Source organism: Acinetobacter sp. V102_4, from assembly GCF_031799005.1.
Taxonomy (GTDB): Bacteria; Pseudomonadota; Gammaproteobacteria; order Pseudomonadales; family Moraxellaceae; genus Acinetobacter; species Acinetobacter calcoaceticus.
On the sequence record NZ_JAVQNR010000037.1, the window covers coordinates 162,521 to 181,549 of the forward strand.

Below are 19,029 nucleotides of genomic sequence, written 5' to 3' on the forward strand. Positions count from 1 at the left end.
GAAAAATCAGCCTTTATGAATAGTATTAAAAATAAGGAAGAATATCAAAAAGCATTAGCACATGTAATTCAACATGCTGAATTTAATCAAGATATTATTGAGTTTGTAGATTTTGTTTCAAATCAAAGGGTAATATACCATTTTGTATTAGAAGGTTAAGAAGTTATTCTGAAGCCAATGCAATAGTATCTTGGCTTCGTGACAATGACTTAATGGGTTTTAAGCAATGGTGCTATATTGCTGCGAAGTTAAATCGAATGGTCATCCAGTTTGACCCTATTGGATGGTTTCCAGCATATGAACATTTTTCAGCATTATTATCAGATAATGAGGAAATCATTTCTTGGTATAGTCAGCACCGAGTATCGTATGATCGACAAGGCTCAATTAAAGACCGTGATAATCTACGTAAACCTGATTTTCATGGCTATCACTTAATATTAGCTCTTAATCATGAATGGGATAAATTACGTGAACGTTGTGAACTCATTTTACAAACTGATTTAAAAAAGGATAAAAAGTATTTAATTGACCATCGTTTTTATCTTGCCTTAGCCAATGGTGATAAGAGTGAAATGGAAAATATTTTGACTGAATTAACTAGTCCAAAAATTGCCAAAGTCCGTAATTTTGAATTTGCATTTACTTTTACTGAGCATTTTATTGCGACTCATGCTGTAATTTATAGCAAATTAGCATGGAGAAATGGATATCAGTTAAATATAGATACCCCTTGGATACCTAAAGAATGGTTGCCTGTAAAGCCTTTAGCTGAATATCCGGAACCTTGGGAATTTATGCGCGAATTTGATATTTTCACTCCTTTTGAAGGTGAATGGAAAGATTGGTCACCCAAAAGGAACACTAAATAAGTTCTGAAAATTTGGCTATGTCCAAGATAAATAGTGGGCTAACAATCAGTAAATTGCACTACTTTTGGCATTAAAGAAGGCTCTCAAAGTTGCGGGCTTTTTTATTACACATTGCTTAAAATATATACAGAAACCTCGCTAAAACGAGTTGGAAGGCTACAAACGCGAATGATACTTTAAGTTTCACTCTTCCCAATAAGTGAGGTGAGCAATGAAATTGTTAGCTTTGTTCAGTATGGGAGTTGCAGCGAGTTATTGGTATGAAACTATAAAAAATAGCAAGCCAGCTCTTCTGAAACCAACTTTTGATGAAATAGTAAAAAACTTTGTATTAGCAGAATTTAACGCCTAATACATACCGTTAATTTTAATTAAATAAAAAGCTCATCGGAAGGTGGGCTTTTTGTACATAGGATATATGTGACTTAGCATAAACGTATTTTCATACTTTTATTCTCTATCTTTTCTATTTAACTCCTCAAACATTTTATATTGCTCTTCAAATATTTTTTCATGATTCTTGACTGTCTGTAAGTACTTAACACACTCAGGGCACTTTTCTAAAATTAATGATTGTTCAAGTCTTATAATTATTTCTTTGTTTAGTGAGTGGGAATTGCTCTTTGCTGCATTTGTAAGTTTTTCGCGAAGTTCTATAGGTAAGCGCAAGCTATATTGAGGCGATATAGGTTCGCTATCATTGATATTTGTCATAGTTATTCCAGCCCTGTAATAGATTTTTGTTATAAAGTAAGACTTAAAGATAATTGTAGGGCAATTTGAGCTAAAAAACAGTACATAACTGTTTTTACTAAATAAGAAACTTAACAAATGATAGATTTTTTTTAGAGATGAATATCTGAAATTGGAACTGAATCAATAAAAGTATTAAATTCAAAAATAAATCTAAAGAGTTAAGTTATGAGAAAAATTCTATAAATTATTCATAATCTGCAATAGTTGCGCCTTGCACCATACTATTTGGTGTTCATGGGACTTTTGCTGATCCCAATATAGATTCATTTGGTATCCAGCTATATCAATGGGGAGTGGATGCACCTTAATTTGAGGATAATTATCTTTAAAATAAGCAACTTGGCATTGTGGAATCGTGAGTAAATGGTCCATTTGTGTAATTAATCGGATTGCCGTTTCATATTGTTGGCAGCGGAAACTAATTGTTCTTTTGATCCCTTGTTTAGATAAGAAAAAATCTTCGAAGACACGACCTGTGGGACGAGAGGACACAGTAATGTGCTTGGCATTTAAATAAATTTCTTTGGTGAGATCAGTAGAGGATAATAAGGGATGCTGCTTGCGACTTATTACTACAAACTGATCTTTAGTACAGCATTCATAACCAATGCTTTCTTCAACAGAATGATGAACATCAATCGCAAAATCGATTTTACCCGTAGAAAGCTCATGTCTTAAGTTTTTACGATCAATGCGTACGCTATTTAACTGCAAATTAGGATTAAATTGAGTTAAGTGTTGAATAATAGAGGGTAAAAAAATCCCTTCATATTCATCATTCATAGCGATGGTGAGATGCTTTAAATCTCGTGCTGGCACAAAGTCATAAGTGCTTTGAATTGCTTGATGCATCAGTTGCAATGACTGTTCAATTTTAGGCCATAAACGTTTGGCTAAGGGTGATGGAACAACACCATGCCCATCTCGAATGAAGAGTGGGTCATTAAAATGATCGCGTAAACGGGCCAACGCATGGCTAACAGCAGGTTGGCTTAAAAAAAGTTGTTCACTCGCACGTGTTAGATTTTTTTCTTTATAAATTGTGACAAACACCCGAAATAGATTGAGATCAATACGAGCGAGAGAGGCGACATTATTATTCATTTCATTCATGGTTTGTTATTCAAACAATTCATTTTATTCATTGTAGCAAGTTAGGTATGTTCAGGAAATAGCACAACAAATAGAGTGATTAAAACCGTGAATTTTGAACTTAGCGCTCGTGGTAAACAATATTTAGAAAAAGTTAAGCAATTCATGGCAACTGAAATTGAGCCTATTGAAGATGAGTTTTGGGCTGAGGTTCGACGGACTTGCGACCATGAAGATTGGACTACATGGAAATGGCCGACTGCTTTGGAAACATTAAAAAGTAAGGCAAAGGAAGCTGGTTTGTGGAATATGTTCTTACCTGATGACACATTAGGTGCGGGTCTGAATATTCAAGAATATGCTCATATCGCAGAACAAACAGGTCGTAGTTTTTTAGCCCCTACCGTTTTTAACTGTAATGCTCCTGATACTGGCAACATGGAAGTTTTATGGCGTTATGGGAATGAAGCGCAGAAAAAACAATGGTTAGAACCATTATTAAAAGGCGAAATTCGTTCAGTTTTTTGTATGACCGAGCCTGAAGTTGCATCAAGTGATGCCACCAATATGCAAACTACCGCAGTTATTGAGGGTGATGAAATCGTTCTCAATGGTCGAAAATGGTGGTCATCAGGTTTAGGTGATCCGAACGCTAAAATATTGATTGTGATGGCACGCACACCCGATGAAAATAAAGGTCAACACCAACAGCATTCGATGGTTTTAGTACCTATCGATACGGCTGGAATCAAAATTGAAAGAATGCTTCCAGTTTTTAATGAAACTGAGGCACCCCATGGTCACGGTGAAATTAGTTTTAATAATGTACGTGTACCCGTGAGTAATTTCATTAGCGAAGCTGGACAAGGTTTTGCAATTGCACAAGGGCGTTTAGGGCCAGGGCGAATACACCATTGTATGCGCTGTGTGGGAGCATCGGAACGTGCCCTAGAGTTGGCAATTGATCGTGGTATGAGCCGTACGGCGTTTGGTCAACCAATTTTAGAATTAGGCGGCAATAAAGAGCGCATTGCAGATGCCCGAATTGCGATTGATCAAGCTCGATTATTGACTTTGTATGCAGCTTGGAAAATGGATACCGTTGGAAATGTTGCAGCTATGACTGAAATTTCAGCCATTAAAGTAGTTGCCCCTAATGTAATGCAACAAGTCATGGACATGGCAATTCAAATTCACGGTGGAATGGGAATATCAAATGATACGCCGTTGGTTCGTTTTTTTGCTCTTGCGCGAACTTTACGTTTAGCGGATGGTCCAGATGAAGTTCATAAACGCGTCATTAGTAAAATCGAGTTAAAAAAGCGAGGATATAGCCACCATCGAGCAGAGGGGAAATAACCATGTCTGTGATTGATGTTGGTGGTCAGGTACGTCAGGGTGAAGAACTCAACATAACTGCTATACAAGACTGGCTGTTTCAACAGGGTATTTGTTTAAAAGGTACACCCAAAATAACTCAATATTCGGGTGGGGCCTCTAATTGGACTTATCGGATTGAATGCGATAATCACGATTTGATTTTACGGCGTCCACCATCAGGTACAAAGGCAAAATCTGCTCATGATATGGTGCGGGAATATCGGGTGCAAAAAGCACTTAAGCCACTTTATCCTATGGTTCCCGAAATGGTGGCATTGTGTACAGATCACACTGTCATTGGTTGTGATTTTTATGTGATGGAGCGTATCGAAGGCATAATTCTTCGCGCTGATCTGCCCCAAGACCTAAGTTTAAGTAGAGATCAGCTCAAAGTTCTCTGTACAAATATGCTGGATTCTTTAATCGCCTTACATCAACTCCCTTATCAAGGCACTGATTTAGAAATGCTAGGTAAAGGCGAGGGTTATTGTCGTCGCCAAGTTGAAGGGTGGGATAAGCGTTATGAAAAAGCATTAACGCCTGATGTACCAAATTTTAGTGCGATAAGACAATGGCTCCATGCGCATGTCCCTCAAGATAGTAAAACGTGTGTCATTCATAACGATTGGCGATTTGATAACCTCATTTTAGATCGACAACAACCTACTTCTATTATTGGGGTTTTAGATTGGGAAATGACCACTCTGGGCGATCCACTTATGGATTTAGGGTGTGCTTTGGCTTATTGGGTACAAGATGACGATAACGCAACATTGAAATCTATGCGTCGTCAGCCAACCTATTTACAAGGTATGTTTTTACGTCAGGAAGTCGTGGACTATTATCTGCAAAAAACAGGTTTACAAACCAATAATTGGACGTTTTACGAGGTATTTGGCTTATTTCGTTTAGCCGCTATTCTTCAGCAAATTTATTATCGTTATTACCATAAAGAAACTCAAAATCCTGAATTTAAAAATTTTGGGATTTTTGTCGAAAATTTATATGAGCGTTGCTTACAACTGACTTTACAAAACCCATGAACATAAGGAAATGATATGGCTACAAATTTATTCGATTTGACTGGAAAAATAGCCTTAGTTACAGGTGCAAGTCGTGGTATTGGTGAGGAAATTGCCAAACTTTTAGCTGAACAAGGCGCACATGTGATTGTATCTAGTCGCAAGATTGAAGATTGCCAACGCGTTGCTAATGAAATTATTGCAGCAAATGGTAAAGCGGAAGCTGCTGCTTGTCATGTGGGTAAACTAGAAGATATTGCAGAAATTTTTGAATATATTCGTAAAGAACATGGTCGTTTAGATATTTTAGTCAACAATGCAGCTGCCAATCCTTATTTTGGGCATATTTTGGATACGGATATTGCGGCCTATAACAAAACGGTTGAAGTCAACATTCGTGGATATTTCTTTATGTCTGTCGAGGCGGGCAAATTAATGAAAGAACAGGGTGGCGGTGCAATTGTGAATACCGCATCTGTGAATGCCCTACAACCCGGAGACCAACAAGGTATTTATTCTATTACCAAAGCTGCGGTGGTGAATATGACCAAAGCATTTGCAAAAGAATGCGGACCATTGGGCATTCGAGTGAATGCTTTATTGCCGGGTCTTACCAAGACTAAATTTGCTTCAGCACTATTTGAAAATGAAGATATTTATACAAGCTGGATGAGTTCAATTCCATTACGCCGTCACGCAGAACCACGTGAAATGGCGGGTACCGTACTGTATCTTGTGTCCGATGCTGCAAGTTATACCAATGGTGAATGTATTGTGGTTGATGGCGGTTTAACTATTTAGGGAGGAATAGCAATGTACGAACATTATTCAGGTCAAGTGTTCTTAATCACAGGTGCGGCGAGTGGATTTGGTGCATTGCTGGCAGAGCAACTGGCAAAGTATGGTGCAAAATTAGTGTTGGGTGACTTGAATATTGAAGGATTAAATACTGTAGTTGAACCGCTACGCCAAGCAGGAGTGGAGGTGGTTGCGCAAGTGTGTGATGTCAGCTGTGAAGCAGATGTACAGACTTTGGTGCAAAGTGCAGTTACTCAGTTTGGTAGAATCGATGTCGGGATCAATAATGCAGGTATGAGTCCGCCTATGAAAAGCTTTATTGATACCGATGAAGCAGATCTGGATTTGAGTTTTGCCGTCAATGCCAAAGGTGTGTTCTTTGGAATGAAGCATCAAATTCGTCAGATGTTGCAACAAGGTGGTGGCATTATTCTGAATGTTGCTTCTGTTGCAGGTTTAGGCGCGGCTCCCAAATTGGCTGCCTATGCTGCGGCAAAGCATGCTGTGGTGGGATTAACCAAAACAGCAGCGATTGAATATGCAAATAAAGGCATTCGAGTTAATGCAATTTGTCCATTTTATACAACCACCCCGATGGTGGTCGACAGTGAACTCAAACAGAAACAAGACTTTTTAGCGCAGGCCTCGCCAATGAAGCGTCTTGGCCATCCAAGCGAAGTGGTAGCAATGATGCTGATGATGTGTGCCAAAGAAAACTCATATCTCACAGGTCAAGCCATTGCAATTGATGGCGGCGTGACAGCTTATTAAAACATTTATTAAATAATATCTTATTCATTTATTTAGGAAAAAATCATGACAATTAATTTAAACAATCGAGTGGCTATTGTTACAGGTGCTGGCGCTGGTCTAGGGCGAGAACATGCGCTGTTACTGGCTCGTTTGGGTGCAAAAGTGGTCGTGAATGATCTGGGTAGTGATGTAAACGGAAAGGGCGGCTCAACCATGGCGGCCCAAAAAGTCGTGGATGAAATTATTGCAGCGGGTGGCGAGGCGATGGCAAATGGCGCTTCAGTCACTGATATTGAACAAGTTCAACAGATGGTAGATGAAACAATTGCCCGCTGGGGTCGTGTAGATATTTTAATTAATAACGCTGGAATTCTCCGAGATAAAACCTTTAGTAAAATGTCACTAGATGACTTCCGTACAGTAATTGATGTGCATCTCATGGGGGCCGTAAATTGCACTAAGGCCGTATGGGATATCATGCGTGAGCAAAAATATGGTCGTATTGTCATGACGACTTCATCCTCTGGTTTGTATGGCAATTTTGGGCAGTCCAACTACAGCGCTGCAAAAATGGCTTTGGTTGGTTTAATGCAGACGCTTGCCCTAGAAGGTGAAAAATCTAATGTTCGGGTGAACTGTTTAGCACCAACAGCTGCAACTCGTATGCTTGAAGGGTTATTGCCCGAAGAAGCACTCAAAGCCCTTGCTCCAAGTGCTGTCAGTCCTGCAATTGCGGCCTTGGTTGGTGAAGATGCACCTACCCGTATGATTCTTTGCGCTGGCGCAGGTAGTTTTGAGGCTGCCCACATCACCCTCACACAAGGGATTTATTTAGGTACAGATGAACAAGTTCCGCATGTTTTAGCACAACGTTTAGCTGATGTTTCGGACCGAACAGATGAGTTTGTTCCTGTCAGAGGAGGCGCTCAGGGTGAGCTTGAGCTGAAAAAGGCTTCATTAATGGCAGGAGAATAATTTTGACAAAAAATACATTAAGCATCGAGCAACTCTTTGAGTTACAAGGCAAGGCACTCGGTAGCTCAGACTGGATTGCAATAGAGCAAACCATGATCAATACCTTTGCTGATGTAACACTGGATCGTCAATTTATTCATGTGGATGAAGAAGCTGCTCGTCAAACTCCCTTTGGTGGCACGATTGCACATGGTTTTTTAACGCTATCTTTACTTTCAGCTATGGCCGCCCAAGTCATTCCGACTGTACAAGGGCAGCAATCTGCCGTGAATTATGGCATCAATAATTTGCGTTTTATCAGCCCAGTGCATAGCGGGAAGCGTGTGCGCGGACATTTTCACTTAAAAAATGTTTCCGAAAAAAATAAGGGAGTTTATCAATTGATCATGGAAGTCACGATTGAAATTGAAAACCAAGCCAAGCCAGCACTTGTTACAGAGTGGCTTACACTTGTGAACGTATAGGAATAAACCATGAGCAATGAATTAATTCTCTCTCGCCGTGATGTAGATTTTTTGCTATTCGATTGGCTAAAAGTCGAAGAACTTAGTCAACGCAATTCTTTTGCAGGACAGGACCGTTTTGAATATACATCTGTTTTAAACGTTTACGAGGCTTTGGCAACCGATTTATTTGCTCCTCATAATAAAAAAAATGACAGTAACGAACCTGTTTTTGATGGTGAACGTGTGACTGTCAATCCTGAAGTCGGAGTCGCGCTTAAGGCCTTTGCTGATGCGGGTTTGATGAGTGCAGCTTTTCCATCAGATTGGAATGGTATGAACTTACCCAATACCATTGAGCGTGCAGGTATGGCATATCTACTCGGTGCCAATTCAGGTACAGCGGGCTATGCTTTTTTAACCATTGGTAATGCAAATTTATTAATGGCTCATGGCGAACCTGAAAAAGTGAAACCCTATGTCAACGCCATGATGGAAGGTAAATGCTTCGGAACGATGTGTTTATCTGAACCACAAGCAGGTTCAAGTCTTGCTGATATCCGTACACGTGCGATTAAAACAGAAGATGGTCGTTATCGCTTGTTTGGAAACAAAATGTGGATTTCAGGCGGCGAGCACGATATCTCTGACAATATTGTTCATTTAGTTTTGGCAAAAATTCCAGATGAAAATGGACAATTACCAGCAGGTGTGCAAGGCATTTCTCTGTTTACCGTACCGCGCAAATTACTCGATGAAAATGGGCAGCCAAGCGAACGCAACGATGTAGTGTTGGCTGGAATTAACCATAAAATGGGTTATCGGGGAACAGTTAACTGCGTGCTGAATTTTGGCGAAGGTCGTTTCACACCCGAAGGAGAAGCTGGTGCAATTGGCGAGCTAGTCGGCGAAGCTGGTAAAGGGCTGGCCTATATGTTCCATATGATGAATGAAGCCCGAATTTCGGTTGGACTTGGGGCGGCAGCATTGGGATATACAGGTTATCTGCATGCTTTAGATTATGCAAAAACCCGAGTACAAGGTCGCTCTCGTAGCGAACGTAATCCAAGTTCTCCACAAATCCCGCTCATTCAACATGCGGATGTCCGCCGTATGCTCTTGGCGCAAAAAGCATATGTCTCAGGTGCATTGGCACTGTGCCTATATGCAGCCCGCTTAACCGATGATATTCACTCACTTGAAGATGCCGAGCAGCGTAATCAAGCCAATCAATTACTTGATCTATTAACTCCGGTGGTGAAAAGCTGGTCTTCTGAATGGGGACTTGTAGCAAATGATTTAGCAATTCAAGTTCATGGTGGCTACGGTTATACCCGTGAATATAATGTTGAACAGTTTTATCGGGACAATCGACTCAACCCGATTCATGAAGGAACATTTGGTATTCAGGCACTCGATTTATTAGGACGTAAAACTCGTCTTAATCAGGGGCTGTCGATGAAACTATTACATGAAAAAATCATGAATACCATTGCACACGCCAAAGCAGAGCCTTCTTTAAAGGATCATGCAGATCACTTAGCTCAAAAGTGGCAACTCATCCAAAATGTAACAGAGAAATTACATGCCTTAACCGATGTAGAACTCCAACTGGCAAATGCCGCCAATTATCTGGAAGCCTTTGGGCAACTTGTGGTGGGGTGGTTATGGCTTGATCAAGCAGCAGTCATTCATAAACTCATGCCAAATTCAACAGACCCTGATTTTCTGCGTGGGAAGCTTGCAGCTTGTGATTATTTCTTTGGTTGGGAAATGCCAAAAATTATGAGTTGGTTAGCAGTGCTTGATCCGGTAGAGACGACTCCACTCACTATGTCGGAAGAATGGTTCTAGTAAGAACCATTCCTTAAACGCGCCGTTGAATGGGCAGGAGAAGAACCTAAGTTTATTGAAAATGTGTTATGTCGCGGTATCAATGGGAGATGTGGAATTAGCCAGTTTATTTGAAGTTACCTAATAAGAACCACCATGTAGAAACAAACTTCGGGCGTTCGGTATAAGAGCGCTCTAATAAGTAAAAATAAAAAATCTAGGACGGATTAAAAGATGGAAAAGAAAACTTTAGTCATGGTAATGGCTTCATTTTGTACGAGCCCACTCTATGCAGCAGCATTTGATCGAACAGGACAATCAATTTCTGCATTTCTACAACCTGATAATTATTTTGAGGCAAGTTTATCTGTTTCAGACACTTCGTTAGAAGGACAAGAAGCGGGTACGAATCCAACGCGTAATGCTATTTCTGATATTGCAAATTCTGATTATCGCCCCAGTGCAGCTTTGAAATTACAGTTAGCTCCGCAGTTTTCATTTGGCTTTCTTTATGATCAGCCATTTACATCCGACTCAGAATATTATGGAAAGAACAGCTTTGTTGCTACCCCGAACGATACGGTTTTAGTACCAGGCATTAATTCTGCAACACTTGCCCAAAAGACAGGTAGAGAAGTCGTAACAGGGAACACCAAATCGAATTTTGTTATGCAAAATTTTAGTCTGATTTTTGGTTATCAACCGAATAAAAACTGGAATTTTTATGCAGGTCCTGTTTATCAAACTTTTAAAAGTAACGTCAATTTAAGAGGTCAAGTTTTCAGTTTATATAATGGTTATGACTTTGATGCCAAAGAAGTTGGAGATTGGGGATGGTTGGCAGGATTTGGCTATCAAATTCCCGAAAAAGCCATTAAAGCCTCATTGACTTATCGTTCAGAAATTCTGCATGAAGTGACTGCCAATGAAAATGCGCCCATGGTTGATATGTTAAGTACGCAACAAGGTCGTGATTTTCTTGATCAGCATTTGGCGTATATGGTTTCTATTGGACAACTCACTGAATCACGTAAAGAAGCTCTCAATCGTATTGTTGCGGGCTTACCAGATGCAGGAACGTCAGGTCCAACTAAATTTAGAGCACCAGAGTCAGTGAATTTGGAATTTCAGACCGGATTACGCAAAGGCACTTTATTGTTTGGTAACGTGCGTTGGGTTAACTGGAATGATTTTGAGTTCAAACCGTATCGTTTTGGGGAAATCTCAGAAGTTGTTGGGGTTCTATCAACACCAAGTCGTCCAAATGGTTTTAATCTGGTTCGCTATTATGACGATCAATGGTCTGCCAATCTTGGAATTGGGCAACGTCTAAGTGACAAATGGTCAGGTTCAGTTTCTGTTGGTTGGGATTCGGGTGCAGGAGAACGTGTGTCTACAGGCGGGCCAGCGAAAGGTTATTACAATGTTGGTCTTGGTGCGCAATATAGTCCAACTTCAAAATACTTTATTTCAGGTGGAATGAAGTATCTATGGCTCGGTGATGCCAAAGGCCAGCTTGGCGCTCAGGCAGGCAGTGAATATTATGTCGGTGAATATAAAAATAACTATTCAATTGGTTATGGTTTGAAAATTGGTTATAAATTTTAACTTAACAATAATGACATAGATGACACAGAAGAAAATCGAAATTCCTCTCTATCATAAAGGACGATAAGATGACAAATCAGATCTGGTTAGATGAATATAAGCAATGGAATATTGAAAGTACGATTACTTTGCCTGATGAACAAACTTCACTTCTCGATTTTTGGGACAACAGCTTTAATAAGTTCCAGCAAAGAAATGCGTTCATATTTGCAGATAAATCTTTTTCTTATGCTGAAATCGATTTATATAGCCGACAAGTAGCAACATTCTTGCAAAGTCTAGGGTTAGAAAAAGGTACACGTGTTGCTGTAATGATGCCCAATATTATTCAATACCCGATTATTTCACTTGCCGTGATTCGCGCAGGTTACATCCTGATCAATATTAATCCACTCTATACCGCACGTGAATTAAAGCATCAATTAAATGATGCAGGCGCAAAAGTCTTATTTATATTGGAACAGTTTTTACCTGTTTATGAGGCTGTCAAAGAGCAGGTGTCGGTTGAGCAGATTATTACCACCACAATGACTGAAATGTTAGTCGAACAACCTGTTGAATTAGACACATCAGATTCAAAAAACTATAGTTTTAAGCAAATCTTATTAAAGGTAAATGCCCAAGACTATATACGTCCTGAACTTGTTCTTGATGATACTGTGCTTTTGCAATATACGGGAGGAACAACAGGTGTATCAAAGGGTGCGGAATTAACCCATAAAAATATTGTCGCCAATTTATTACAAAATAATGTGGTTTTTAAAAGCTACTTTGGTGACCGAGATGCTCTTGAAAATGAAATAGCGATCTGTGCTTTACCGCTTTATCATATTTTTGGTTTTACTGTGTGTTTATTGCACAGCGCAATGAATAAAGGTTATGCCACTGTTTTAGTTCCAAACCCGCGTGATTTAGACGCTCTCGTGCATTGTTTTGAAAAGTATCGTCCTACGGTTTTTCCTGCTGTAAATACTTTATTTAATGCACTACTTAATCATGAAGGCTTTAATAAATTGGACCATAGCCGTTTGGAAATTACTACAGGCGGTGGTATGGAAATTTTAAAATCCACTGCCGATGGATGGGAAAAACTGACAGGACGTATTATCCGTGAAGGATATGGCTTATCAGAAACCTCACCAGTTGCTACCTTTAACCCGCCAATTTCTAATCTGTTTAGTGGCACGATCGGTATTCCTGTACCAAGTACAGATATTGCTATTTTGGATGATGAAGGTAATCAATTAGCACCCGGTGAAACTGGAGAAATTGCAATTCGTGGCCCGCAGGTCATGAAAGGTTACTGGAATTTGCCTGAAGAAACTAAAGCAGTCATGACGGATGATGGTTTCTTTAGAACGGGTGATATTGGCTTCATGAATGAAAAAGGCTATACCAAAATCATTGATCGTAAAAAAGACATGATTTTAGTTTCAGGTTTTAATGTTTTTCCAAACGAAATTGAAGAAGTTTTGGCTCAACATCCAAAAATTTTGGAAGTCGCCGTGGTTGGCATTGCAGATGAAAAATCGGGTGAAGTGCCTAAGGCCTTTATTGTTAAAAAAGATGACTCTTTATCGGTTGAAGAAATCCAGACCTATGCAAAAGAAAACCTGACAGGCTACAAACAACCACGCTATATTCAATTTATTAATGAATTACCTAAGTCGAATGTGGGTAAAATTTTAAGAAAAGAACTAAAGGTTTAATAAGAATTTTTAATTTTTTAATTAAAAACATAAGCGTATGGAACTAGAAGCTCCATCAATAAATGGAAAAAAAGGAATGAGATTATGGGTTCAGGATTAATTACCGTATTTTTACCAATTGCACTTGCAATTATTATGGCTGGTTTAGGTCTAGAGCTGACCGTAAATGACTTCAAACGTGTACGACAACACCCCAAAGCAGTCTTTATCGCATTATTTTGCCAACTGGTTATTTTAGTCAGTATTGCTTTTATTATTTGTAAGATTCTTGCTTTACCACCAATGCTTGCTGTGGGATTAATGCTACTTTCTGCGTCACCGGGCGGGCCAACTGCTAATTTATTTAGTTATCTCTATAAAGGTGATATCGCTTTAAATATTACTTTAACGGCTATAAATTCGGTGATTGCTGCCTTTACACTTCCATTAATTGTGAATTTTGCAATACAACACTTTATGGAAAATGAACAAAACGTAGGTTTGCAATTCTCTAAAATCATACAAGTTTTCCTCATTATTTTAGTACCTGTGGGTATTGGGATGTTAGTCCGTCATTTTTCACCGCATATGGCTGAAAAGCTCAATAAACCAGTCCGTATTTTTGCTATCGTTTTTCTCGTATCCATCATCATATTGGCAATTGCGCGGGATTACCAAAATCTGATGACTTATATTGGGCAAATTGGATTGGCAACTTTGCTGTTCTGCGTATGTAGTTTAATGGTTGGCTATTTTGTTCCACGATTATTTGGTGTAAATAGCTTTCAGGCAAAAGCTTGTGCGTTTGAAATTGGGATTCATAACAGTACCTTAGCCATGACCATTGCATTTACAGTAATGGTGAGCAGTACGGCCGCTATGCCAGCAGCAGTTTATTCATTATTTATGTACATTGTTGCAGCAATCTTTGGCACCTTGCTAAATCGTCTAGAAAAGAAAGAGATGGCACAAATATCAACTACTACCTAAAAAGAACTTAATATCTTGCAGATAAAGATATTTAACTACCACCAGATGTTTATGATTTGAATTAAAAGAGGAGGCTAGTACCTCCTTTTTTAGTCTCAAAAATTAAAATATTTATGGCTGCGTAAGCTTAGTCACAATAAAAAGAAAGCTTTAGCGTGCAGTTATAAAAGCAAATTGTTAAGCTAATATTTAAGGTTTTTCTTAATTGTGTAATTGAATGAAAAACAATAATTAATTAAATAATTTCTAGCCAATTTCACATTGACACCTTAGCGACTTTTTATAACTACTTTCACTCAAAAGAACGTCTCATTGAAATGAGTCTGACTTTTCAAATTTTAGACCCAAACAAACCAGATGAAAGGGAGAGATTGCTTGAGTATTTTTTGGTGAGGTTGGGATAAAAAATGAAAAAGGTCATAATAAATGACCTTTTTATAATCTTTAAAAATAAGTTTCTATGTACTTTTTATAGGTAAGAATGATCATGGGGCCACTGCTCATACTATTGATACCATGATCTTAAAGATCATTTGTGATAATACAGATAATCTTGGGTTTTGCCTCCATATCCATAAGCTCCCCCTCTACAATCAATTACATGGATATTTGAGTGTTCATGTAATTGATTTACATAACGGTTTAATAAAATAAATCCTTCTTTAATATAAGATGCCTTTTGATCTTTAGTACAAGTTTCATCTGTGACAGTTACATCAATTTTGAATGAATTTTTTCCTAAACTATCCAATGAATTAGAGCCAATAAACCATAAATCTCTTTGAATAAATTCGACAATAATCATTGTTTTACTTTTCTCTTTTATTAAAATTCTACAAGTCATTTCCGTAAGATTTTCTATGATAGAGACGACATCATAATCAGCTCGTTCTCCAGACAACAATAATTTGATAGCTGGCATTTTTTAATCTCAACAATATTTTTTCTAATAATAAGTTAATGCTGTATATGGTAAAATCAAATTTTAATGAATAATAAGTACGGTTTTTCCGAACATGAGATATTTTGATACGACGTTGCTCTCCACATTTGTTGTTGTAGCTAATTCAGGAACTATTTCTTCAGCATCGCCAAAACTAAATCTGACAAATTCAACAATAAGTGAACAATTATCAAAGTTAGAAGATTTTGTAGGAAAAAAATTAATGATTAGAGATCGGAGAGGAACATCTCTAACAGCAGAAGGTCAGTTACTTTTAATAGAAGCTGAGAATATTCTAATGTCATGTTCTCTTGCTTTGAATAAAATTAGAGGAATAAATATAGCTGGTGAATTCAGAATAGCAATAACCGACTATTTTAGGCCTAATGACTTAACTAAAATTTTAAAAAGAATCCAAAAAAAATTTCCTTTCTTAAAACTTCATATTTCAGTTGTAAAAAGTGAGGATATAAAAAATAATCTTTTTTCAAATAATTATGATTTAGCAATTTATATGGAATTTGAAGATGTAATAGAAGGAGATACTCAACCCATTAAATTACTGGAAGAGCCTCTATTTTGGGTCAAATCCCATGAGTTAGAAATAGATAATAGTCCTTTGCCTGTTATAACTATGTCATCTAATTGCTTATTGAAAGATTTTACAGAACAGAGTCTTATTCAAAATAAAATTCCATTCTATATTGCCCATACAGCTACTGGCGTAAAAGGTATCACGGCAGCAGTTGAAGCTGGACTAGGAATATCTTGTCTAAATAAATCTGCTTTAAATGACAATATTGGGGTTATTAATTCAAGCTATAACTTACCAGAGCTACCGAATATTAGATTTATGCTTTATTTACATTCCAAACAAAACCCAACCACAGATATGATTAGTCAAATTTTAATAGAGGAATTCATTTGAATGGCTTCTAAAATAAATTTTCTATTGTCAGCAACTGTATATAGTATATATGCGACTTAGCATAAACGTATTTTCATACTTTTATTCTGTATCTTTTTTATTTAACTCCTCAAACATTTTATATTGCTCTTCAAATATTTTTTCATGGTTTTTCACTGTCTGTAAGTACTTAACACACTCAGGGCACTTTTCTAAAATTAATGATTGTTCAAGTCTTATAATTATCTCTTTGTTTAGTGAGTGGGAATTGCTCTTTGCTGCATTTGTAAGTTTTTCGCGAAGTCCTATAGGTAAGCGCAAGCTATATTGAGGCGATATAGGTTCGCTATCATTGGTATTTGTCATAGTTATTCCATCCCTGTAATAGATTTTTGTTATAAAGTAAGACTTAAAGATAATTGTAGGACAATTTTAACTAAAAAACAGTACATAGTACTTTTTACTGAATAAAAGATTTCTTAAATGCTGGGATTTTTTGAGATGAATATCTGAAATTGTATGTAAATAAACAAGAGTATTAAATATAGAAATGAATCCCAAGGGATAGGTTATGAAAAAAATTCTATTAAGTTATTTGATTGTTTTAATTAGCGTTGGGTGTGCAACCAATGAACCTAAAGAAACCCCATTAGAAGTAAAGCCTAAAGATACTTATTGCAATCCTAATGAGGCTCAAAAGCTTATAGGACACTCTGTACCTAGTGAGGCAGAGTTAAAGAAAATAACTAATGCAGGTGTTGTGCGGATTTCTCGTAAAGGTCAATCTGTGAGAGCAAACTTACATTATGATCGGTTGAGTATTGTGATTGATAACGAATCGAAGATCATCTATTCAAACTGTAGTTAAGTTGATAAATAGAATCAAAGTATTCATTTAAATTTCATAAATGCGATAGCATTTTTTTGGGGATATAAATTAATACAGAATGGTCTGTACACTAGGTCCTGCTAAATATCGATTATTGGTGGGGGCTTTTTATTTTTTATTTGGTATATTTGAGATTCAACATCTTGAGTAATTATTATGACGATTAGAATTGATTTAGTTCAAGGCAGGACAAGCTATCATGATCGTTATGATAGAAATCCTGATTTACTGTTTATCAGTTTACAGACTTACGAAGATATCTTGCATGACCCAAACACCGATTTAAGCAAAAACTTTAATAATTTTTATGGTTGTGAAGTCATTACAGTGAACTCTTTAAATATTGATTATATATTTTTTGAGAAAACCGATTTGGATGCTGCGCTTGAAAAGTATATAAGCCAAAGAACCCAATTGATAACTATTCCAAAGCATTTGCCTTCACATAGTACATCAGCTCCTCCAGACTCCAAACTGCGGTCTATTGAAGATGATTTTACTTTAGAAAATTTACAAATTGAAGAGAAGATAATTGTTGCTTATAGGCAATTTCAAGAAAGTAAAAAATTAGATTTTTAAGAGCCGAAAGGCTCTTTTTTAATGGGAATAATCTAAGTCTTCTATGTCCTATATCTTAATTATAAGTACCAGTATTGAACATGTTTTTGCAGAGAAAGCCTCGCTAAATATCGATTATTGGTGGGACTTTCTATCTTTTTAACTCATGATATATTGGTATCAATTGAATAATTAATAAAGCTAATAAGTATGAAAAGATATATTTTTATAGGGCTCGTGATGAGCCTCCTTTCAGCTTGTTCAAATAATGTATTAAACCCTGAAACTCCTAAACAAGTTCAAGCGCAACCACCAGAGAAAAAAGTCAAGCCTCCAGTCCTTGGCACAAGTAAAGAATGGGACTCATCTTTTGACTGTGATCCAATTAAAGTTAAAAATCTTATAGGTAAAACTGGCTTAACCGAAAAGCAGGTTCTATCGATGACCAATGCTCGAATTTATCGAAGTGCTTATCCAGGAGAAGCGGTTACTGAAGACTTCCGCCCAGATCGAGTCACTATAGTAATTGATCCAAAAACAAAACGTATAGTAGCTAGTGCGTGCGGCTAACTTAAACAAAAAATAATCGTTCATAATATTTTGTTTTATAAATTGTAATTTTATAATTTTTCCTTAGAAATATTATATTTAATGCTGAAGTGTTAAAGAGCACTTAAGGATATGCTGCTCATGATTAAATTTTGGTTGGTTTTTATATAAAGAATATATCGTTATATTTTTAACCTTATTTCTGATTAGAAGGTAAAAGTGAAAAAATTATTAGCGCTAACAATTTTAATTTCATCATCTTATACATTTGCTGTATCAAATGAGGGATTTGAGCAGGACATCCGTAGTTATTCTTTATTGCATGGCGTTAGCACAGCAGAAGCAAATAAAGCATTGTTTTTAGAAGCTAACCGAGACTCTGCTTTAGATGCTATTGAAAAGGAGTTCAAGGGGAGGATAGCTGGTATTTATGTTGAAAACTCACCTACATATAAAATTGTGGTTAGAGTTAAAGGTTATGGCCAGAATGAAAAGCGAAATATAGTAGTAGGAAATGCAATTTCTAAAACTAATTTGCCTATTGATATTCAATATGGGGCAAAAGAAACAAGGGAGAATGCTAAAGGACAGATAAATAAAGCACAAAAACTAGTAAAAAATTATTTTAATACCATTCAAACTGTTAGCTACAATGAAAAAAATGGGAATATTGTGGTTGAAGTTAAAGGAAAAAGTACTGCTGAAAATTTAAAGAAGGTTGATCAGGTCAAAGCTGCTTGGAATAATCCGAATCTACCATTAGAAATTAATTTAGTTAATTGGTCTATTAAACCACTATAGTTTGTATAATTGATTTTCCTAAAAATTGACAAAACAACATGTTTATAGAATTTAAAAACTTGAAGAAAAAACGAAACATCGCTTTATTGACTGTCATTTTTCTTATTTTTGGTGGGGCATATTTCATTATTAATAATAAGGGAAATATTCAAAGAGTTGAATCAGTGATATA

20 protein-coding genes and 3 pseudogenes are annotated in these 19,029 nt (G+C 37.1%); 19 read left to right on the plus strand and 4 right to left on the minus strand.

Features of this window, described 5'->3' with window-relative positions:
* Positions 1–15 precede the first annotated feature (15 nt).
* Both RMB13_RS09525 and RMB13_RS09530 read left to right on the plus strand, forming a co-directional pair.
* Positions 16–872, plus strand: a pseudogene (locus tag RMB13_RS09525) (Imm49 family immunity protein).
* A 211-nt stretch (positions 873–1,083) separates the two neighbouring features.
* On the plus strand, positions 1,084–1,224 hold the full coding sequence (locus RMB13_RS09530; RefSeq protein ID WP_005040355.1) for a hypothetical protein: 141 nt from the start codon (positions 1,084–1,086) through the stop codon (positions 1,222–1,224).
* A gap of 98 nt (positions 1,225–1,322) precedes the next feature.
* Here the strand turns inward: RMB13_RS09530 and RMB13_RS09535 are convergent, their stop codons facing one another.
* Positions 1,323–1,586, minus strand: coding sequence for an Arc family DNA-binding protein (locus RMB13_RS09535; protein ID WP_311085123.1), 264 nt, complete (start codon positions 1,584–1,586; stop codon positions 1,323–1,325).
* Positions 1,587–1,805: 219 nt separating this feature from the next.
* A complete protein-coding gene (locus RMB13_RS09540; RefSeq protein WP_311085124.1) occupies positions 1,806–2,741 on the minus strand; it encodes a LysR family transcriptional regulator in 936 nt (311 codons plus the stop codon).
* Positions 2,742–2,828: 87 nt separating this feature from the next.
* Between RMB13_RS09540 and RMB13_RS09545 the strand changes: the two genes are divergently transcribed.
* The 11 genes and pseudogenes from RMB13_RS09545 to RMB13_RS09595 form a co-directional block, all read left to right on the plus strand.
* The gene (locus RMB13_RS09545; RefSeq protein ID WP_311085125.1) at positions 2,829–4,079 is read left to right on the plus strand and encodes an acyl-CoA dehydrogenase family protein; all 1,251 of its coding nucleotides are present in this window, start codon (positions 2,829–2,831) and stop codon (positions 4,077–4,079) included.
* A 2-nt stretch (positions 4,080–4,081) separates the two neighbouring features.
* Positions 4,082–5,143 carry a phosphotransferase family protein gene (locus RMB13_RS09550; protein WP_045125520.1) on the plus strand — a complete coding sequence of 354 codons (1,062 nt, stop codon included), beginning with the start codon at positions 4,082–4,084 and terminating at the stop codon, positions 5,141–5,143.
* Between the two features lie 15 nt (positions 5,144–5,158).
* Positions 5,159–5,923 carry an SDR family oxidoreductase gene (locus RMB13_RS09555; protein ID WP_311085126.1) on the plus strand — a complete coding sequence of 255 codons (765 nt, stop codon included), beginning with the start codon at positions 5,159–5,161 and terminating at the stop codon, positions 5,921–5,923.
* 12 nt (positions 5,924–5,935) lie between these two features.
* Positions 5,936–6,691, plus strand: a complete 756-nt coding sequence (locus tag RMB13_RS09560) for a glucose 1-dehydrogenase (protein ID WP_311085127.1) — start codon at positions 5,936–5,938, stop codon at positions 6,689–6,691.
* 45 nt (positions 6,692–6,736) lie between these two features.
* The gene (locus tag RMB13_RS09565; protein WP_311085128.1) at positions 6,737–7,648 is read left to right on the plus strand and encodes an SDR family NAD(P)-dependent oxidoreductase; all 912 of its coding nucleotides are present in this window, start codon (positions 6,737–6,739) and stop codon (positions 7,646–7,648) included.
* A 2-nt stretch (positions 7,649–7,650) separates the two neighbouring features.
* The gene (locus RMB13_RS09570; RefSeq protein WP_005046911.1) at positions 7,651–8,112 is read left to right on the plus strand and encodes a MaoC family dehydratase; all 462 of its coding nucleotides are present in this window, start codon (positions 7,651–7,653) and stop codon (positions 8,110–8,112) included.
* A 9-nt stretch (positions 8,113–8,121) separates the two neighbouring features.
* Positions 8,122–9,945, plus strand: a complete 1,824-nt coding sequence (locus RMB13_RS09575) for an acyl-CoA dehydrogenase (RefSeq protein ID WP_311085129.1) — start codon at positions 8,122–8,124, stop codon at positions 9,943–9,945.
* A 213-nt stretch (positions 9,946–10,158) separates the two neighbouring features.
* Positions 10,159–11,532 (plus strand): long-chain fatty acid transporter, encoded by a 1,374-nt coding sequence (locus RMB13_RS09580; RefSeq protein WP_311085130.1) that lies wholly within the window; start codon positions 10,159–10,161, stop codon positions 11,530–11,532.
* Positions 11,533–11,600: 68 nt separating this feature from the next.
* Positions 11,601–13,241, plus strand: coding sequence for an AMP-binding protein (locus tag RMB13_RS09585; RefSeq protein WP_311085131.1), 1,641 nt, complete (start codon positions 11,601–11,603; stop codon positions 13,239–13,241).
* An 84-nt stretch (positions 13,242–13,325) separates the two neighbouring features.
* Positions 13,326–14,210 carry a bile acid:sodium symporter family protein gene (locus RMB13_RS09590; RefSeq protein ID WP_311085132.1) on the plus strand — a complete coding sequence of 295 codons (885 nt, stop codon included), beginning with the start codon at positions 13,326–13,328 and terminating at the stop codon, positions 14,208–14,210.
* Between the two features lie 272 nt (positions 14,211–14,482).
* Positions 14,483–14,545 (plus strand): annotated as a pseudogene (locus RMB13_RS09595) (TetR family transcriptional regulator); the annotation flags it as partial.
* 194 nt (positions 14,546–14,739) lie between these two features.
* Here the strand turns inward: RMB13_RS09595 and RMB13_RS09605 are convergent.
* Entirely contained in the window at positions 14,740–15,132 is a 393-nt protein-coding gene (locus RMB13_RS09605; protein ID WP_017390840.1) for a hypothetical protein, read from the minus strand.
* A gap of 94 nt (positions 15,133–15,226) precedes the next feature.
* On the opposite strand from RMB13_RS09605, the gene RMB13_RS09610 reads away from it, so the two are divergent.
* Entirely contained in the window at positions 15,227–16,081 is an 855-nt protein-coding gene (locus tag RMB13_RS09610; RefSeq protein ID WP_311085133.1) for a LysR family transcriptional regulator, read from the plus strand.
* A gap of 81 nt (positions 16,082–16,162) precedes the next feature.
* Here RMB13_RS09610 and RMB13_RS09615 read toward each other — a convergent pair whose 3' ends face one another.
* Complete coding sequence (locus RMB13_RS09615; protein WP_311085134.1) at positions 16,163–16,426, minus strand: Arc family DNA-binding protein; 264 nt, start codon at positions 16,424–16,426, stop codon at positions 16,163–16,165.
* A gap of 205 nt (positions 16,427–16,631) precedes the next feature.
* Here RMB13_RS09615 and RMB13_RS09620 point away from each other — a divergent pair, with 205 nt between their 5' ends.
* The 5 genes and pseudogenes from RMB13_RS09620 to RMB13_RS09640 form a co-directional block, all read left to right on the plus strand.
* Entirely contained in the window at positions 16,632–16,928 is a 297-nt protein-coding gene (locus tag RMB13_RS09620) for a hypothetical protein (protein WP_311085135.1), read from the plus strand.
* Between the two features lie 177 nt (positions 16,929–17,105).
* On the plus strand, positions 17,106–17,528 hold the full coding sequence (locus RMB13_RS09625) for a hypothetical protein (RefSeq protein WP_311085136.1): 423 nt from the start codon (positions 17,106–17,108) through the stop codon (positions 17,526–17,528).
* Between the two features lie 189 nt (positions 17,529–17,717).
* Positions 17,718–18,077: an I78 family peptidase inhibitor gene (locus RMB13_RS09630; protein ID WP_311085137.1), complete on the plus strand. Its 360-nt coding sequence runs from the start codon at positions 17,718–17,720 to the stop codon at positions 18,075–18,077.
* 198 nt (positions 18,078–18,275) lie between these two features.
* Complete coding sequence (locus RMB13_RS09635; RefSeq protein ID WP_311085138.1) at positions 18,276–18,857, plus strand: hypothetical protein; 582 nt, start codon at positions 18,276–18,278, stop codon at positions 18,855–18,857.
* Positions 18,858–18,895: 38 nt separating this feature from the next.
* Positions 18,896–19,029: pseudogene (locus tag RMB13_RS09640) on the plus strand (hypothetical protein); the annotation flags it as partial.

Bases quoted from the DNA above. Each gene is read 5' to 3' on its own strand.
- RMB13_RS09535 (WP_311085123.1), bottom strand. From the start codon at position 1,586: ATGACAAATATCAATGATAGCGAACCTATATCGCCTCAATATAGCTTG.
- RMB13_RS09555 (WP_311085126.1), top strand. From the start codon at position 5,159: ATGGCTACAAATTTATTCGATTTGACTGGAAAAATAGCCTTAGTTACA.
- RMB13_RS09540 (WP_311085124.1), bottom strand. From the start codon at position 2,741: ATGAATGAAATGAATAATAATGTCGCCTCTCTCGCTCGTATTGATCTC.
- RMB13_RS09605 (WP_017390840.1), bottom strand. From the start codon at position 15,132: ATGCCAGCTATCAAATTATTGTTGTCTGGAGAACGAGCTGATTATGAT.
- RMB13_RS09625 (WP_311085136.1), top strand. From the start codon at position 17,106: ATGACGATTAGAATTGATTTAGTTCAAGGCAGGACAAGCTATCATGAT.
- RMB13_RS09630 (WP_311085137.1), top strand. From the start codon at position 17,718: ATGAAAAGATATATTTTTATAGGGCTCGTGATGAGCCTCCTTTCAGCT.
- RMB13_RS09585 (WP_311085131.1), top strand. From the start codon at position 11,601: ATGACAAATCAGATCTGGTTAGATGAATATAAGCAATGGAATATTGAA.
- RMB13_RS09580 (WP_311085130.1), top strand. From the start codon at position 10,159: ATGGAAAAGAAAACTTTAGTCATGGTAATGGCTTCATTTTGTACGAGC.
- RMB13_RS09550 (WP_045125520.1), top strand. From the start codon at position 4,082: ATGTCTGTGATTGATGTTGGTGGTCAGGTACGTCAGGGTGAAGAACTC.
- RMB13_RS09565 (WP_311085128.1), top strand. From the start codon at position 6,737: ATGACAATTAATTTAAACAATCGAGTGGCTATTGTTACAGGTGCTGGC.
- RMB13_RS09530 (WP_005040355.1), top strand. From the start codon at position 1,084: ATGAAATTGTTAGCTTTGTTCAGTATGGGAGTTGCAGCGAGTTATTGG.
- RMB13_RS09615 (WP_311085134.1), bottom strand. From the start codon at position 16,426: ATGACAAATACCAATGATAGCGAACCTATATCGCCTCAATATAGCTTG.
- RMB13_RS09620 (WP_311085135.1), top strand. From the start codon at position 16,632: ATGAAAAAAATTCTATTAAGTTATTTGATTGTTTTAATTAGCGTTGGG.
- RMB13_RS09590 (WP_311085132.1), top strand. From the start codon at position 13,326: ATGGGTTCAGGATTAATTACCGTATTTTTACCAATTGCACTTGCAATT.
- RMB13_RS09560 (WP_311085127.1), top strand. From the start codon at position 5,936: ATGTACGAACATTATTCAGGTCAAGTGTTCTTAATCACAGGTGCGGCG.
- RMB13_RS09575 (WP_311085129.1), top strand. From the start codon at position 8,122: ATGAGCAATGAATTAATTCTCTCTCGCCGTGATGTAGATTTTTTGCTA.
- RMB13_RS09610 (WP_311085133.1), top strand. From the start codon at position 15,227: ATGAGATATTTTGATACGACGTTGCTCTCCACATTTGTTGTTGTAGCT.